This is a genomic window from Alsobacter sp. R-9 (assembly GCF_054612375.1).
The window spans coordinates 109,835-122,165 of sequence record NZ_JBTSWJ010000008.1; the positions used below are offsets into that span (position 1 = coordinate 109,835).

21 protein-coding genes and 1 pseudogene are annotated in these 12,331 nt (G+C 66.3%); all 22 read right to left on the minus strand.

The window, feature by feature from the left end; translation table 11 throughout:
* Nucleotides 1–49: 49 nt before the first annotated feature.
* Nucleotides 50–412: a 50S ribosomal protein L18 gene (rplR, locus tag ACX9GQ_RS14255; protein ID WP_459630224.1), complete on the minus strand. Its 363-nt coding sequence runs from the start codon at nt 410–412 to the stop codon at nt 50–52.
* Nucleotides 413–424: 12 nt separating this feature from the next.
* A complete protein-coding gene (gene rplF / locus ACX9GQ_RS14260) occupies nt 425–958 on the minus strand; it encodes a 50S ribosomal protein L6 (RefSeq protein WP_459630225.1) in 534 nt (177 codons plus the stop codon).
* 34 nt (nt 959–992) lie between these two features.
* Nucleotides 993–1,391: a 30S ribosomal protein S8 gene (rpsH, locus tag ACX9GQ_RS14265; RefSeq protein WP_459630226.1), complete on the minus strand. Its 399-nt coding sequence runs from the start codon at nt 1,389–1,391 to the stop codon at nt 993–995.
* 12 nt (nt 1,392–1,403) lie between these two features.
* The gene (gene rpsN / locus ACX9GQ_RS14270) at nt 1,404–1,709 is read right to left on the minus strand and encodes a 30S ribosomal protein S14 (RefSeq protein WP_459630227.1); all 306 of its coding nucleotides are present in this window, start codon (nt 1,707–1,709) and stop codon (nt 1,404–1,406) included.
* A 37-nt stretch (nt 1,710–1,746) separates the two neighbouring features.
* Complete coding sequence (gene rplE / locus ACX9GQ_RS14275) at nt 1,747–2,301, minus strand: 50S ribosomal protein L5 (RefSeq protein ID WP_459630360.1); 555 nt, start codon at nt 2,299–2,301, stop codon at nt 1,747–1,749.
* A gap of 4 nt (nt 2,302–2,305) precedes the next feature.
* Nucleotides 2,306–2,623, minus strand: coding sequence for a 50S ribosomal protein L24 (rplX, locus tag ACX9GQ_RS14280; protein ID WP_459630228.1), 318 nt, complete (start codon nt 2,621–2,623; stop codon nt 2,306–2,308).
* Nucleotides 2,623–2,991, minus strand: coding sequence for a 50S ribosomal protein L14 (gene rplN, locus ACX9GQ_RS14285; protein WP_459630229.1), 369 nt, complete (start codon nt 2,989–2,991; stop codon nt 2,623–2,625). The genes rplX and rplN overlap by 1 nt, the downstream gene beginning before the upstream one ends.
* A 170-nt stretch (nt 2,992–3,161) precedes the next feature.
* On the minus strand, nt 3,162–3,404 hold the full coding sequence (rpsQ, locus tag ACX9GQ_RS14290) for a 30S ribosomal protein S17 (RefSeq protein WP_459630230.1): 243 nt from the start codon (nt 3,402–3,404) through the stop codon (nt 3,162–3,164).
* A gap of 10 nt (nt 3,405–3,414) precedes the next feature.
* The gene (gene rpmC, locus ACX9GQ_RS14295; RefSeq protein WP_459630231.1) at nt 3,415–3,630 is read right to left on the minus strand and encodes a 50S ribosomal protein L29; all 216 of its coding nucleotides are present in this window, start codon (nt 3,628–3,630) and stop codon (nt 3,415–3,417) included.
* Between the two features lie 10 nt (nt 3,631–3,640).
* Complete coding sequence (rplP, locus tag ACX9GQ_RS14300; RefSeq protein WP_459630232.1) at nt 3,641–4,054, minus strand: 50S ribosomal protein L16; 414 nt, start codon at nt 4,052–4,054, stop codon at nt 3,641–3,643.
* A gap of 24 nt (nt 4,055–4,078) precedes the next feature.
* The gene (rpsC, locus tag ACX9GQ_RS14305; RefSeq protein WP_459630233.1) at nt 4,079–4,786 is read right to left on the minus strand and encodes a 30S ribosomal protein S3; all 708 of its coding nucleotides are present in this window, start codon (nt 4,784–4,786) and stop codon (nt 4,079–4,081) included.
* A gap of 10 nt (nt 4,787–4,796) precedes the next feature.
* Nucleotides 4,797–5,177, minus strand: coding sequence for a 50S ribosomal protein L22 (gene rplV / locus ACX9GQ_RS14310; RefSeq protein ID WP_459630234.1), 381 nt, complete (start codon nt 5,175–5,177; stop codon nt 4,797–4,799).
* 3 nt (nt 5,178–5,180) lie between these two features.
* Nucleotides 5,181–5,459 (minus strand): 30S ribosomal protein S19, encoded by a 279-nt coding sequence (gene rpsS, locus ACX9GQ_RS14315; RefSeq protein ID WP_459630235.1) that lies wholly within the window; start codon nt 5,457–5,459, stop codon nt 5,181–5,183.
* Between the two features lie 11 nt (nt 5,460–5,470).
* Nucleotides 5,471–6,310 (minus strand): 50S ribosomal protein L2, encoded by an 840-nt coding sequence (gene rplB, locus ACX9GQ_RS14320; protein WP_459630236.1) that lies wholly within the window; start codon nt 6,308–6,310, stop codon nt 5,471–5,473.
* A gap of 19 nt (nt 6,311–6,329) precedes the next feature.
* Nucleotides 6,330–6,626 (minus strand): 50S ribosomal protein L23, encoded by a 297-nt coding sequence (locus ACX9GQ_RS14325; protein WP_459630237.1) that lies wholly within the window; start codon nt 6,624–6,626, stop codon nt 6,330–6,332.
* Nucleotides 6,623–7,243, minus strand: a complete 621-nt coding sequence (gene rplD / locus ACX9GQ_RS14330) for a 50S ribosomal protein L4 (RefSeq protein WP_459630238.1) — start codon at nt 7,241–7,243, stop codon at nt 6,623–6,625. The genes ACX9GQ_RS14325 and rplD overlap by 4 nt, the downstream gene beginning before the upstream one ends.
* On the minus strand, nt 7,243–7,977 hold the full coding sequence (gene rplC / locus ACX9GQ_RS14335; RefSeq protein WP_459630239.1) for a 50S ribosomal protein L3: 735 nt from the start codon (nt 7,975–7,977) through the stop codon (nt 7,243–7,245). The genes rplD and rplC overlap by 1 nt, the downstream gene beginning before the upstream one ends.
* 28 nt (nt 7,978–8,005) lie before the next feature.
* Nucleotides 8,006–8,314: a 30S ribosomal protein S10 gene (gene rpsJ / locus ACX9GQ_RS14340; protein WP_459630240.1), complete on the minus strand. Its 309-nt coding sequence runs from the start codon at nt 8,312–8,314 to the stop codon at nt 8,006–8,008.
* A gap of 79 nt (nt 8,315–8,393) precedes the next feature.
* A complete protein-coding gene (gene tuf, locus ACX9GQ_RS14345) occupies nt 8,394–9,584 on the minus strand; it encodes an elongation factor Tu (RefSeq protein WP_459630241.1) in 1,191 nt (396 codons plus the stop codon).
* A 62-nt stretch (nt 9,585–9,646) separates the two neighbouring features.
* Nucleotides 9,647–11,722 carry an elongation factor G gene (gene fusA / locus ACX9GQ_RS14350; RefSeq protein ID WP_459630242.1) on the minus strand — a complete coding sequence of 692 codons (2,076 nt, stop codon included), beginning with the start codon at nt 11,720–11,722 and terminating at the stop codon, nt 9,647–9,649.
* A gap of 36 nt (nt 11,723–11,758) precedes the next feature.
* Nucleotides 11,759–12,229, minus strand: a complete 471-nt coding sequence (gene rpsG, locus ACX9GQ_RS14355; RefSeq protein ID WP_459630243.1) for a 30S ribosomal protein S7 — start codon at nt 12,227–12,229, stop codon at nt 11,759–11,761.
* 17 nt (nt 12,230–12,246) lie between these two features.
* Nucleotides 12,247–12,331 (minus strand): annotated as a pseudogene (locus tag ACX9GQ_RS14360) (30S ribosomal protein S12); the annotation flags it as partial.

Below are 12,331 nucleotides of genomic sequence, written 5' to 3' on the forward strand. Positions count from 1 at the left end.
GGGCCCGGTCAGGGCCCCAGGGAACCGGGCCCCGGCGGGGCCCGCTCCGTCAGAACGACAGACCGCCTTCGCGGGCTGCGTCGGCCAGCGCCTTCACGCGGCCGTGGTACATGTAGGCGCCGCGGTCGAACACGACCTCCTTGACGCCGGCCTCGATCGCGCGCTGCGCGATCAGCTTGCCGACCGTCTTGGCGGCTTCCGTGTCCGCGCCGGTCTTGAGACCGCCGCGCACGTCCTTCTCCAGGGTCGACGCAGCGGCGAGCGTGGCGCCCTTCGCATCGTCGATGATCTGGGCGTAGATCTGCTTGGACGACCGGAAGACCGACAGGCGCGGACGCCCGTTGGCAGCCTTCTTGATGCTCCGGCGCACACGCGCAACGCGGCGCGAGGTGGCCTCGGTGTTCTTCGCCATGGCCTGTGCCCCTTACTTCTTCTTGCCTTCCTTGCGGAAGATGAACTCGCCGGCATACTTCACGCCCTTGCCCTGGTAGGGCTCCGGTCCGCGGAATTCGCGGATCTCGGCGGCGATCTGGCCGACCTTCTGCTTGTCGATGCCGGCGACCACGATCTCGGTCGGCTTGGGCGTCGTGATGGCGACGCCGGCCGGAATCTCGTAGTCGATGTCGTGGCTGTAGCCGAGCGACAGCTTCAGCACTTTGCCCGCGACGGCGGCCTTGTAGCCGACGCCGTTGATCTCGAGCTTACGCTCATAGCCCTTGGTGACCCCCTCGATGAGGTTGGCCACCTGCGAGCGGGACATGCCCCACATCGCGCGGGCGCGCTTCGTCTCCGAGCGCGGCGTCACCGAGATGGCGCCGTTCTCAAGCGTGACGGTCACGTCGTCGGGAGCGGTGAAGACGAGTTCGCCCTTGGCGCCCTTCACCTTCACGACGTTGTCGGCGACGGCGGCGGTGACGCCCGCCGGGACCGCAACAGGCTTCTTTCCAATACGAGACATTGTCGGTTTCCCCGTGTCTGCGATGCGCTGCGGGTCAGAAGACCGTGCAGAGCACTTCGCCGCCCACGTTCTTCTCGCGTGCTTCGTGATCCGCCATCACGCCCTGCGGCGTGGAGAGGATCGTGATGCCGAGGCCGTTGGCCACGCGCGGCATCGCCGTCACCGACGAATAGACGCGCCGGCCCGGCTTCGAGACGCGGGAAATCTCGCGGATGACGGGCTCGCCGTCGTAGTACTTCAGCTCGATCTCGAACTCCGAGCGGCCATTGCCGTACTCGGTGGTCGAGTAGCCGCGGATGTAGCCCTCCGACTGGAGGACGTCGAGGACACGCGCGCGCAGCTTGGAGCCGGGGGTCGTGACCTTGGTCTTGCGACGCATCTGCGCATTGCGGATGCGGGTCAGCATATCGCCGACGGGATCGTTGACGGCCATCGTCGCGCCTCCTTACCAGCTGGACTTCGTCAGGCCCGGCACCAGCCCCTTCGAGCCGAGCTCGCGGAGGGCCACGCGGGACATCTTCAGCTTGCGGTAGTAGGCGCGCGGGCGGCCGGTCACCTCGCAACGGTTGCGGACCCGGGTGGGGTTCGCGTTGCGCGGCAGTTCCGCCAGCTTGAGGCGCGCCGCGAAGCGCTCCTCCATCGACTTGGACTCGTCATTCGCGATCGCGAGAAGACGCGCGCGGCGGCCGGCGTAGGACTTCACCAGCTTCTTGCGGCGGTTGTTCTTCTCGATCGAGCTCTTCTTCGCCATGGATCTCTCCTGGTTTCCGCGTTTAAGAGCCGGGCTCTTACTGCCGGAACGGGAAGTTGAAGGCGCGCAGCAAAGCGCGGGCCTCGTCGTCGGTCTTGGCGGTCGTGCAGACGATGATGTCCATCCCCCACACGGCCTCGGTCTTGTCGTAGTTGATCTCGGGGAAGATGATGTGCTCCTTGATCCCGAGTGCATAGTTCCCGCGCCCGTCGAAGGACTTCGGGTTCAGGCCGCGGAAGTCCCGGACGCGCGGCAGCGCGATCGTGACCAGACGGTCGAGGAACTCGTACATCCGCGCCTTGCGCAGCGTCACCTTGCAGCCGATCGGCATGTTCTCGCGGACTTTGAAGGTCGCGATCGCCTTGCGCGCACGGGTGATGACCGGCTTCTGGCCGGCAATGAGGGCGAGGTCCGCCGCAGCGGCCTGCACCTTCTTGGTGTCGTTGGTCGCCTCGCCGACGCCCATGTTGATGACGACCTTCTCGATGGTCGGCACTTCCATGGCGTTCTTGTAGCCGAACTGCTCCACGAGCTTCGGCCGGATCACCTCGGCATAGACCGTCTTCAGACGCGGCTCGGCGGCCGCCTGCATCCCGTTAGCCATCGATCAGATCTCCCGAACGCTTGGCGAAACGCACCTTGCGCCCGTCCTCGAGCACCTTGAAACCCACCCGCGTCGGCTTGCCGTCCTTGGGATCGGCGACCGCGAGGTTCGACAGGTGGATCGGCGCTTCCTTGGAAATGATGCCGCCTTCCTGCTGCGCCGTCTGGCGCTGGTGGCGCTTCACCAGGTTCACGCCCCGCACGAGCGCGCGGGTCTCCTTCGGGAACACCTGCACGACCTCGCCCGACTTGCCGGCGTCGCGACCGGTGATGACGACGACCTTGTCGCCCTTCTTGATCTTCGCGGCCATCACAGCACCTCGGGGGCGAGCGAAATGATCTTCATGTGGTTCTTCGCACGCAGCTCGCGCGGGACCGGCCCGAAGATGCGGGTGCCGATCGGCTCCTTCTGATTGTTGATCAGAACGGCGGCGTTGCGGTCGAAGCGGATCACCGAGCCGTCGGGGCGGCGGATGTCCTTGGCGGTGCGCACGACGATCGCCTTCATGACGTCGCCCTTCTTCACGCGCCCGCGCGGAATGGCTTCCTTCACGGAAACCACGATGATGTCGCCGACCCCCGCGTACTTGCGCTTGGAGCCGCCGAGGACCTTGATGCACATCACGCGACGGGCGCCGGAATTGTCGGCGACGTCGAGATTCGTCTGCATCTGGATCATGGCCTTGATCCTTTCTGTGTCTCAGACCGGTTTCCGGCGATCTCAGGCTCGCCGGACTTCGCCTGACGGGGATCTGCGTCCCCCGTTTTTGGAGTGCGCTTAGAAGCATTTTTCCGCGCCGATGGGAACCCCCACGGGCGCGGCAAAACGCAAGCGAAGCGATTTTATTTTCAGGACGCGGCGGCGTCGTCGAGGACGACCCACGTCTTCAGCTTCGAGATCGGCTTCGACTCGACGATGCGAACCTCGTCGCCGACCTTGTACTTATTCGCCTCGTCGTGGGCGTGGTAGTTCTTCGTCCGACGCACCGTCTTCTTGAGAAGCGGGTGCGTGAAGCGACGCTCCACCTTCACGACGACCGTCTTGTCCTGCTTGTCGCTGACCACGACGCCCTGCAGAATGCGCTTCGGCATCGGTACCTCCTCAGGCCTTTTCCGCGCCGGCGGACTTCTGGGCCGCCGCAGTCTTGATCCGCGCGATGTCGCGACGAACCTCGCGGACCCGGGCGACGTTTTCCAGCTGGCCGGTCGCCTTCTGGAAGCGCAGGTTGAACTGCTCCTTCTTCAGCTTCAGGAGTTCGTCCTGGAGCTGGTCACCGGTCATGGCCCGGAGGTCGGACAGCCTCTGCTTCGACTTCATGGTGTCCTCCTCACTCGGCGATGCGCTGCACGAAGCGCGTCTTGATCGGCAGCTTCGCAGCCGCCAGCGTCAGCGCCTCGCGGGCGAGATCGACCGGCACGCCGTCGATCTCGAACATGATGCGGCCCGGCTTCACGCGGCAGGCCCAGAACTCCGGCGCGCCCTTGCCCTTGCCCATGCGGACTTCGGCAGGCTTCGACGACACCGGAACGTCCGGGAACACGCGGATCCACACGCGGCCGGCGCGCTTCATGTGACGGGTCAGCGCGCGGCGAGCCGCCTCGATCTGACGCGCCGTGACGCGCTCGGGCTCCATCGCCTTCAGGCCGAACTGGCCGAAGTCGAGATTCGTCCCGCCCTTGGCCGCACCGGAGATGCGTCCCTTGAACTGCTTGCGGAACTTGGTCTTCTTGGGCTGAAGCATGATTGTGGCTCCTGATCCCCCGGCTTACGCCGCCTGCTCGCGGCGGCCGCCGGAGCGCTGGCCACCCTCGTCGGCCATGCGCCGGTCCTGGGCCATCGGGTCATGCTCGAGGATCTCACCCTTGAAGATCCAGACCTTGATGCCGCAGGTGCCGTAGGTGGTGAAGGCGGTCGCGGTCCCGTAGTCCACGTCGGCGCGCAGCGTGTGCAGCGGGACGCGGCCCTCGCGGTACCACTCGGTACGGGCGATCTCGGCGCCGCCGAGGCGGCCCGAGCAGGTGATGCGGATGCCCTCGGCGCCCAGGCGCATCGCCGACTGCACGGCGCGCTTCATGGCGCGACGGAAGGCGACGCGGCGCTCGAGCTGCTGCGCGATCGACTCCGCGACGAGCGTCGCGTCGATCTCGGGCTTGCGCACCTCGACGATGTTGATGACCACCTCGGAGGCGGTCATCTTCGCCACGGTCTTGCGCATCTTCTCGATGTCGGCGCCCTTCTTGCCGATCACGACGCCCGGACGGGCCGAGTAGATCGTGACGCGGCACTTCCGGTGCGGACGCTCGATGACGATCTTCGACACCGCGGCCTGCTTCAGCTGCTTCATCAGCGCGGCGCGGATCTTGATGTCCTCGTGCAGCAGCTGGCCGTACTCGCCCTTGCCGGCGACCCAGCGGCTGTCCCACGTCCGGTTGATGCCGAGGCGCAGGCCGATCGGATTGACCTTCTGACCCATGGTGCTCTCCTCAGGCCTTGGCTTCGACTTCGCGGACGATGATGGTCAGGTTCGAGAACGGCTTCTCTACCCGGCCGGCACGGCCGCGGGCACGGGCGTGGAAGCGCTTCATGACCAGCGACTTGCCCACGAAAGCCTGAGCGACGACCAGGTCATCGACGTCGAGGTCGTGGTTGTTCTCGGCGTTCGCGATGGCGCTCTCGAGGCACTTCCGCACGTCGCGGGCAATCCGCTTGCGGGAGAACTCGAGGTCGGCGAGCGCGGTCGAGACCTTCTTGCCGCGGATCAGGCCGGCGACAAGGTTCAGCTTCTGCGGGGACACGCGCAGCATGCGCGCGACCGCCTTGGCCTCGTTGTCCGCCAGGGCGCGGGGTGTGGCAGCCTTACCCATGGCTCACTTCCTCTTGGCCTTCTTGTCCGCCGCATGCCCGTAGAAGGTACGGGTCGGGGCGAACTCGCCGAACTTGTGGCCGACCATCTCCTCGGAGACGGAGACCGGAATGTGCTTCTGGCCGTTGTAGACGCCGAAGGTGAGCCCAACGAACTGCGGCAGGATCGTGGAGCGGCGGCTCCAGATCTTGATCACCTCGGAGCGGCCCGAGCCGCGCGCCGCATCGGCCTTCTTGAGGAGGTAGCCGTCGACGAACGGGCCCTTCCAAACGGAACGAGTCATCGTGGACCCCCTTACTTCTTCTTGCGGGCGTGGCGCGAGGACACGATGAACGTGTCCGTGCGCTTGTTCGAACGCGTCTTCTTGCCCTTGGTCGGCTTGCCCCACGGGGTGACCGGGTGGCGGCCGCCCGAAGTGCGGCCCTCGCCGCCGCCGTGCGGATGGTCGATGGGGTTCATCGTCACGCCGCGGTTGTGCGGACGACGGCCCAGCCAGCGCTGGCGACCGGCCTTGCCGATCGAGGTGTTCATGTGGTCGGGGTTCGACACCGCGCCGACGGTCGCGAAGCAGCCGCCGTGCACGAGGCGCTGCTCGCCCGAGTTGAGGCGGACGATCACGTAGCCCTGGTCGCGGCCGACGATCTGCGCGTAGGTGCCAGCCGAGCGGGCGATCGCCCCGCCCTTCCCGATCTTCATCTCCACGTTGTGCACGATCGTGCCCACGGGGATGTTGCCGATCGGCATGGCGTTGCCCGGCTTGATGTCGACCGACTCGCCGGCCACCACCTCGTCACCCACGTTCAGGCGCTGCGGCGCCAGGATGTAGGAGAGGGTCCCGTCGGCGAACTTGAGGAGAGCGATGAACGCCGTGCGGTTGGGATCGTACTCGATCCGCTCCACCTTGGCGGCCTGGCCGAGCTTCTCGCGGCGCTTGAAGTCCACGAGACGGTAGCTCTGCTTGTGGCCGCCGCCGCGGAAGCGCACGGTGACCCGGCCGGTGTTGTTGCGCCCGCCGGCCGAGGACTTGCCCTCGGTCAGCGCCTTGACCGGCTTGCCCTTGTAGAGCTCGCCCCGGTCGACGATCACCAGCTGGCGCAGGCTCGGCGTGATCGGCTTGAAGGTCTTGAGTGCCATGGTCCTGATCCTGCCGCTCTCAGAGACCCGTCGTGACGTCGATCGACTGGCCCTCGGCGAGGGTCACGATCGCCTTCTTCACGTCGGACTGACGGCCCACCGTCCCCTTGAAGCGCTTCACCTTGCCCTTGCGGACCAGCGTGTTGACGCTCTCGACCTTGACGTCGAAGAGCTTCTCCACGGCCGCCTTGATCTGCGGCTTGGAAGCGTCCTTGCGGACCTTGAAGACCACCTTGTTCTGTTCGGACTGGGTCGTCGCCTTCTCGGTGACGACCGGGCCGAGGATGACGTCGTAGTGACGCGGATCGGTGCTCATTTGAAGCGCGCCTCCAGCGCGTCGACAGCAGCCTTGGTCAGCACGAGCTTCTCGCGCCGCAGGATGTCGTAGACGTTGATGCCCTGCACCGGCAGCACATCGATGTTGGGGATGTTGCGGGCGGCGAGCGCGAAGTTCTCGTTCACCTCCGCACCGTCGATGAAGAGCGCGTTGCCGAGGCCCAGCTTGGCGAAGTTCGCCTTCAGGGCCTTCGTCTTCGGCTCGGCGACCGAGGCCTGGTCGAGCACCACGATGGCGCCGTCCTTGGCCTTGGCCGAGAGCGCGTGGCGCAGCGCCAGCGTGCGGACCTTCTTGGGCAGGTCATGCTCGTGCGAGCGAACGACCGGACCGAACGCACGGCCGCCGCCGCGGAACTGCGGCACGCGGGCCGAGCCGTGGCGGGCGCCGCCGGAGCCCTTCTGCCGCACGAGCTTCTTGCCCGTGCGCCAGATCTCGGCGCGGCCCTTGGTCTTGTGCGTGCCGGCCTGGCGCTTGGCGAGCTGCCAGAGCACGTAGCGCTGGATCAGGTCTTCGCGCGGGTCGAGCCCGAAGATCGTGTCGGAGAGCTCGACCGAACCGGCCGCAGCCCCCTCGAGGGTGGTGACATCGAGCTTCATCACGCGCTCTCCTGCCCTTCAGCCGCCGGCGCGGTGGCCGGGGCCGCATTGTCCTGCGCCGGCAGGCGGAACTTGCCGGGCTTGGGGGCGTCCTTCGGCAGCGCCCGCTTCACGGCGTCGCGCACGAAGATCCAGCCGCCCTTCACGCCGGGAACCGCACCCTCGACGAGGATGAGCCCGCGCTCGACGTCCGTCTGCACCACGCGCAGGTTCTGCGTCGTGACGCGCTCGACGCCGAGATGACCCGGCATCTTCTTGTTCTTGAAGGTCTTGCCCGGGTCCTGGCGGCCGCCGGTCGAACCGATCGAGCGGTGCGAGATCGACACGCCGTGCGTGGCGCGCAGGCCGCCGAAGTTCCAGCGCTTCATGCCGCCGGCGAAGCCCTTGCCCGTCGTGGTGCCCGTCACGTCGACGAACTGGCCCGCGACGAAATGGTCCGCCGTGATCTCGGCGCCGACCGGGATAAGGTCCTCGGCCGCCACGCGGAACTCCGCGAGCTTGCGCTTCGGCTCGACCTTCGCCACGGCGAAGCGGCCGCGCTCGGCATTCGAGACGTTCTTGACCTTGGCCTTGCCGACGCCGACCTGCAGCGCGGTGTAGCCGTTCTTCTCTTCCGTCCGGTGAGCGACCACCTGGCAGTGGTCGACCTTGAGGACGGTGACCGGCACGTGTTCCCCTGCATCCGTGAAGATGCGGGTCATGCCGAGCTTCTGGGCGATGACGCCTGACCGCATGGTGGTGGTCCCCGTGTCCCGCGCTCGATCAGAGCTTGATCTCGACGTCGACGCCGGCCGCCAGGTCGAGCTTCATCAGAGCGTCGACGGTCTGGGGGGTCGGGTCGAGGATGTCGAGAACGCGCTTGTGCGTGCGGATCTCGAACTGCTCGCGCGACTTCTTGTCGATGTGCGGCGAGCGGTTCACCGTGAATTTCTCGATGTGCGTCGGCAGGGGGATGGGACCCCGAACCTGCGCACCCGTCCGCTTCGCCGTCGAGACGATCTCGCGGGTCGACGTATCGAGGATCCGATGGTCGAACGCCTTGAGGCGGATGCGGATGTTCTGGCCGTTCATTGCAGTGTCCTCGGGGTTGTCCGCCAAGTGGCGGCCGCGCCCGGGGGAGACCCCCGCGGGCGCGAGCCCTGTCCCTGTCTTACGCGATGATGGAGGCGACGACGCCGGCGCCGACCGTGCGGCCACCCTCGCGGATGGCGAAGCGCAGCTTCTCCTCCATGGCGATGGGGGCGATCAGCTCGACCTCCATCGTCACGTTGTCGCCCGGCATCACCATCTCGGTGCCCTCGGGCAGCTTCACCATCCCCGTCACGTCCGTCGTGCGGAAATAGAACTGCGGGCGGTAGTTCGTGAAGAACGGCGTGTGACGGCCACCCTCCTCCTTCGTCAGGATGTACGCCTCCGCCTTGAACTTCGTGTGCGGCTTCACCGAGCCGGGCTTGGCCAGAACCTGGCCGCGCTCCACCTCTTCGCGCTTCGTGCCGCGCAGCAGGCAGCCCACGTTGTCGCCCGCCTCGCCCTGGTCGAGCAGCTTGCGGAACATCTCGACGCCCGTGACCGTCGTCTTGATCGTCGGCTTCAGGCCGATGATCTCGATTTCCTCGCCCACCTTCACCACGCCGCGCTCGATGCGGCCCGTCACCACCGTGCCGCGGCCCGAGATCGAGAACACGTCCTCGACCGGCATCAGGAACGGCTGGTCCTTCGGGCGGTCCGGCTGCGGGATGTACCGGTCGACCTCGGCCATCAGCTTCAGGATCGCGTCATGCCCGATCTCCGGAGAACGGTTCTCCAGAGCGCACAGCGCCGAGCCCTTCACGATCGGGATGTCGTCGCCGGGGAAGTCGTACTTCGACAGAAGCTCGCGAACCTCGAGCTCGACCAGGTCGAGAAGCTCGGGGTCGTCCACCATGTCGACCTTGTTCATGAACACCACCAGCGCCGGGACGCCCACCTGGCGCGCCAGCAGGATGTGCTCGCGCGTCTGCGGCATCGGGCCGTCGGCCGCCGACACCACCAGGATCGCGCCGTCCATCTGCGCCGCGCCCGTGATCATGTTCTTCACGTAGTCGGCGTGGCCGGGGCAGTCGACGTGCGCGTAGTGGCGGTTCGTCGTCTCGTACTCGACGTGCGCCGTCGAGATCGTGATCCCGCGCGCCTTCTCCTCGGGAGCCTTGTCGATCTGGTCGTACGCCGTGAACGTCGCACCACCCGTCTCGGCAAGAACCTTCGTGATCGCCGCCGTCAGCGACGTCTTGCCATGGTCGACGTGACCAATCGTCCCGATGTTGCAGTGCGGCTTAGTCCGCGAGAATTTTTCCTTGGCCATGGCGGTACTCCGTGGATCTCAAGAATGCGTTGTGGTTGCGAGCAGTGGGGTCAGACCGGGGATCAGGCGTACTTCGCCTGAACCTCGGCTGCGATCGCCTGCGGCACCTGCTCGTAGTGATCGAACTGCATGGTGAAGGTCGCGCGGCCCTGAGACATGGACCGCAGCGTGTTGACGTAGCCGAACATGTTGGCGAGAGGCACCATCGCGTTGATGACGATGGCGTTGCCACGCATGTCCTGGCCCTGGACCTGGCCGCGACGACCGGTGAGGTCGCCGATGACCGAGCCCGTGTAGTCCTCGGGGGTGACGACCTCGACCTTCATGATCGGCTCGAGCAGCACCGCGCCGCCCTTCTGCAGGGCCTCGCGGAACGCCGCACGCGACGCGATCTCGAAGGCGAGCGCCGACGAGTCGACCTCGTGGTACGCGCCGTCGATCAGCTGGACCTTCACGTCGACGACCGGGAAGCCCGCGAGCGGACCCGAGTTCATGACGCTCTCGAGGCCCTTCTCGACGCCGGGGATGTACTCCTTCGGCACCGAGCCACCGACGATCTTCGACTCGAACGCGTAGCCCTTGCCCACCTCGTTCGGCTCGACCACGAACTTGACGCGGGCGAACTGGCCCGTGCCGCCGGTCTGCTTCTTGTGGGTGTAGTCGACCTCGGTCTTGCGGGTCAGCGTCTCGCGGTAGGCCACCTGCGGGGCGCCGACCGTGGCGTCGACCTTGTAGGTGCGGCGCAGGATGTCGACCTTGATGTCGAGGTGCAGTTCGCCCATGCCCTTCAGGATCGTCTGGCCGGACTCGAAGTCGGTCGAGACGCGGAAGGACGGATCCTCGGCGGCGAGCTTGGAGAGCGCGATGCCGAGCTTCTCCTGGTCGGCCTTCGACTTCGGCTCGATGGCGATCTCGATCACCGGCTCCGGGAACTCCATGCGCTCCAGGATGACGGGCTTCACCATGTCGCAGAGCGTGTCGCCGGTGCGCGTGTCCTTGAGGCCCGCGAGCGCCACGATGTCGCCGGCATAGGCTTCCTTGATGTCCTCGCGGTTGTTCGCGTGCATCAGGAGCATGCGGCCGACGCGCTCCTTCTTGTCCTTGGTCGAGTTCATAACGGTCGTGCCCGCCTCGACCTTGCCGGAATAGACGCGGCAGAAGGTGATCGTGCCGACGAAGGGGTCGTCCATGATCTTGAAGGCGAGCATAGAGAAAGGCTCGTCGTCGGACGGGAGACGCACGGTCTCCTCTTCCGTCTTGACGTCGATGCCCTTGATCGCCTCGCGGTCGAGCGGCGACGGCAGGTAGTCCACCACCGCGTCGAGCAGGGGCTGCACGCCCTTGTTCTTGAAGGCCGAGCCGCACAGCACCGGGTTGAAGTGACGGCCGATGACCGCCTTGCGGATGAGCCGCTTCAGCGTGTCCTCGTTCGGCTCCACGCCCTCGAGGTAGGCGGCCATGGCGTCGTCGTCGAGCTCCACGGCGGCCTCGACCAGCTTGAAGCGGTACTCGGCGGCCTTGTCGGCGAGATCGGCCGGAATGTCCTCGTCATGGTACTTCGCGCCCAGGCCCTCGTCTTCCCAGACGACCGCCTTCATGCGGACCAGGTCGATGATGCCCTTGAAGTTCGACTCGGAGCCGATCGGGAGCTGGATGCACACCGGCTTGCCGGCGACGCGGTCCACGATCTCCTCGACGCAGTTGTAGAAGTCCGCGCCGATCTTATCCATCTTGTTGACGAACACGATGCGCGGGACGTTGTACTTGTCGGCCTGGCGCCAGACGGTCTCCGTCTGCGGCTCCACGCCCTGGTTGCCGTCCAGCACGCACACGGCGCCGTCGAGCACGCGCAGCGAGCGCTCCACCTCGATGGTGAAGTCGACGTGGCCGGGCGTGTCGATGATGTTCAGGCGCTTGCCGTTCCAGAACGTCGTCGTCGCAGCCGACGTGATGGTGATGCCGCGCTCCTGCTCCTGCTCCATCCAGTCCATCGTCGCGGCGCCTTCGTGCACCTCGCCGATCTTATGGGACTTGCCGGAGTAGTAGAGGATGCGCTCGGTCGTGGTCGTCTTGCCGGCATCGATGTGGGCCATGATGCCGAAGTTGCGATAGTCCACGATGGGGTGGCTGCGGGGCATGGAAGCGATCCTGGTGAGTGCCGGGAAGGACGCTGGTTACCAGCGGTAGTGCGAGAAGGCGCGGTTGGCTTCCGCCATCCGGTGCGTGTCTTCGCGCTTCTTGACGGCATTTCCCCTGTTGTTCGACGCGTCGATCAGCTCCGCGGAGAGCCGGTCGACCATCGTCTTGTCGTTGCGGGCCCGGGCGGCCTGGATGAGCCAGCGGATCGCCAGCGCCTGGCGGCGCTCGGTGCGAACCTCGACCGGAACCTGGTAGGTGGCGCCGCCGACGCGGCGGGACCGGACCTCAATGGACGGCGCGACGTTGTCGAGCGCCTGCTTGAAGACCTGCAGCGGGTCGGTCTTCAGCTTCGTCTCGACGATGTCCAGGGCGCCGTACACGATGGTCTCGGCGACGGACTTCTTACCGTCGTACATGATCGAGTTCATGAACTTGGTGACGACGAGATCGCCGAACTTGGGATCCGGAATGATCTCGCGCTTCTCGGCGCGGTGACGACGCGACATGGCTCGGTCTCCCTCGCTTACTTCGGACGCTTGGCGCCGTACTTCGAACGGCGCTGCTTGCGGTTCTTGACGCCCTGGGTGTCGAGGACACCGCGGATGATA

Coding starts and splice junctions, on each gene's coding strand:
- rplR (WP_459630224.1), bottom strand. CDS start 412: ATGGCGAAGAACACCGAGGCCACCTCGCGCCGCGTTGCGCGTGTGCGC.
- rplF (WP_459630225.1), bottom strand. CDS start 958: ATGTCTCGTATTGGAAAGAAGCCTGTTGCGGTCCCGGCGGGCGTCACC.
- rpsH (WP_459630226.1), bottom strand. CDS start 1,391: ATGGCCGTCAACGATCCCGTCGGCGATATGCTGACCCGCATCCGCAAT.
- rpsN (WP_459630227.1), bottom strand. CDS start 1,709: ATGGCGAAGAAGAGCTCGATCGAGAAGAACAACCGCCGCAAGAAGCTG.
- rplE (WP_459630360.1), bottom strand. CDS start 2,301: ATGCAGGCGGCCGCCGAGCCGCGTCTGAAGACGGTCTATGCCGAGGTG.
- rplX (WP_459630228.1), bottom strand. CDS start 2,623: ATGGCCGCGAAGATCAAGAAGGGCGACAAGGTCGTCGTCATCACCGGT.
- rplN (WP_459630229.1), bottom strand. CDS start 2,991: ATGATCCAGATGCAGACGAATCTCGACGTCGCCGACAATTCCGGCGCC.
- rpsQ (WP_459630230.1), bottom strand. CDS start 3,404: ATGCCGAAGCGCATTCTGCAGGGCGTCGTGGTCAGCGACAAGCAGGAC.
- rpmC (WP_459630231.1), bottom strand. CDS start 3,630: ATGAAGTCGAAGCAGAGGCTGTCCGACCTCCGGGCCATGACCGGTGAC.
- rplP (WP_459630232.1), bottom strand. CDS start 4,054: ATGCTTCAGCCCAAGAAGACCAAGTTCCGCAAGCAGTTCAAGGGACGC.
- rpsC (WP_459630233.1), bottom strand. CDS start 4,786: ATGGGTCAGAAGGTCAATCCGATCGGCCTGCGCCTCGGCATCAACCGG.
- rplV (WP_459630234.1), bottom strand. CDS start 5,177: ATGGGTAAGGCTGCCACACCCCGCGCCCTGGCGGACAACGAGGCCAAG.
- rpsS (WP_459630235.1), bottom strand. CDS start 5,459: ATGACTCGTTCCGTTTGGAAGGGCCCGTTCGTCGACGGCTACCTCCTC.
- rplB (WP_459630236.1), bottom strand. CDS start 6,310: ATGGCACTCAAGACCTTCAAGCCGATCACGCCGAGCCTGCGCCAGCTG.
- ACX9GQ_RS14325 (WP_459630237.1), bottom strand. CDS start 6,626: ATGAGCACCGATCCGCGTCACTACGACGTCATCCTCGGCCCGGTCGTC.
- rplD (WP_459630238.1), bottom strand. CDS start 7,243: ATGAAGCTCGATGTCACCACCCTCGAGGGGGCTGCGGCCGGTTCGGTC.
- rplC (WP_459630239.1), bottom strand. CDS start 7,977: ATGCGGTCAGGCGTCATCGCCCAGAAGCTCGGCATGACCCGCATCTTC.
- rpsJ (WP_459630240.1), bottom strand. CDS start 8,314: ATGAACGGCCAGAACATCCGCATCCGCCTCAAGGCGTTCGACCATCGG.
- tuf (WP_459630241.1), bottom strand. CDS start 9,584: ATGGCCAAGGAAAAATTCTCGCGGACTAAGCCGCACTGCAACATCGGG.
- fusA (WP_459630242.1), bottom strand. CDS start 11,722: ATGCCCCGCAGCCACCCCATCGTGGACTATCGCAACTTCGGCATCATG.
- rpsG (WP_459630243.1), bottom strand. CDS start 12,229: ATGTCGCGTCGTCACCGCGCCGAGAAGCGCGAGATCATTCCGGATCCC.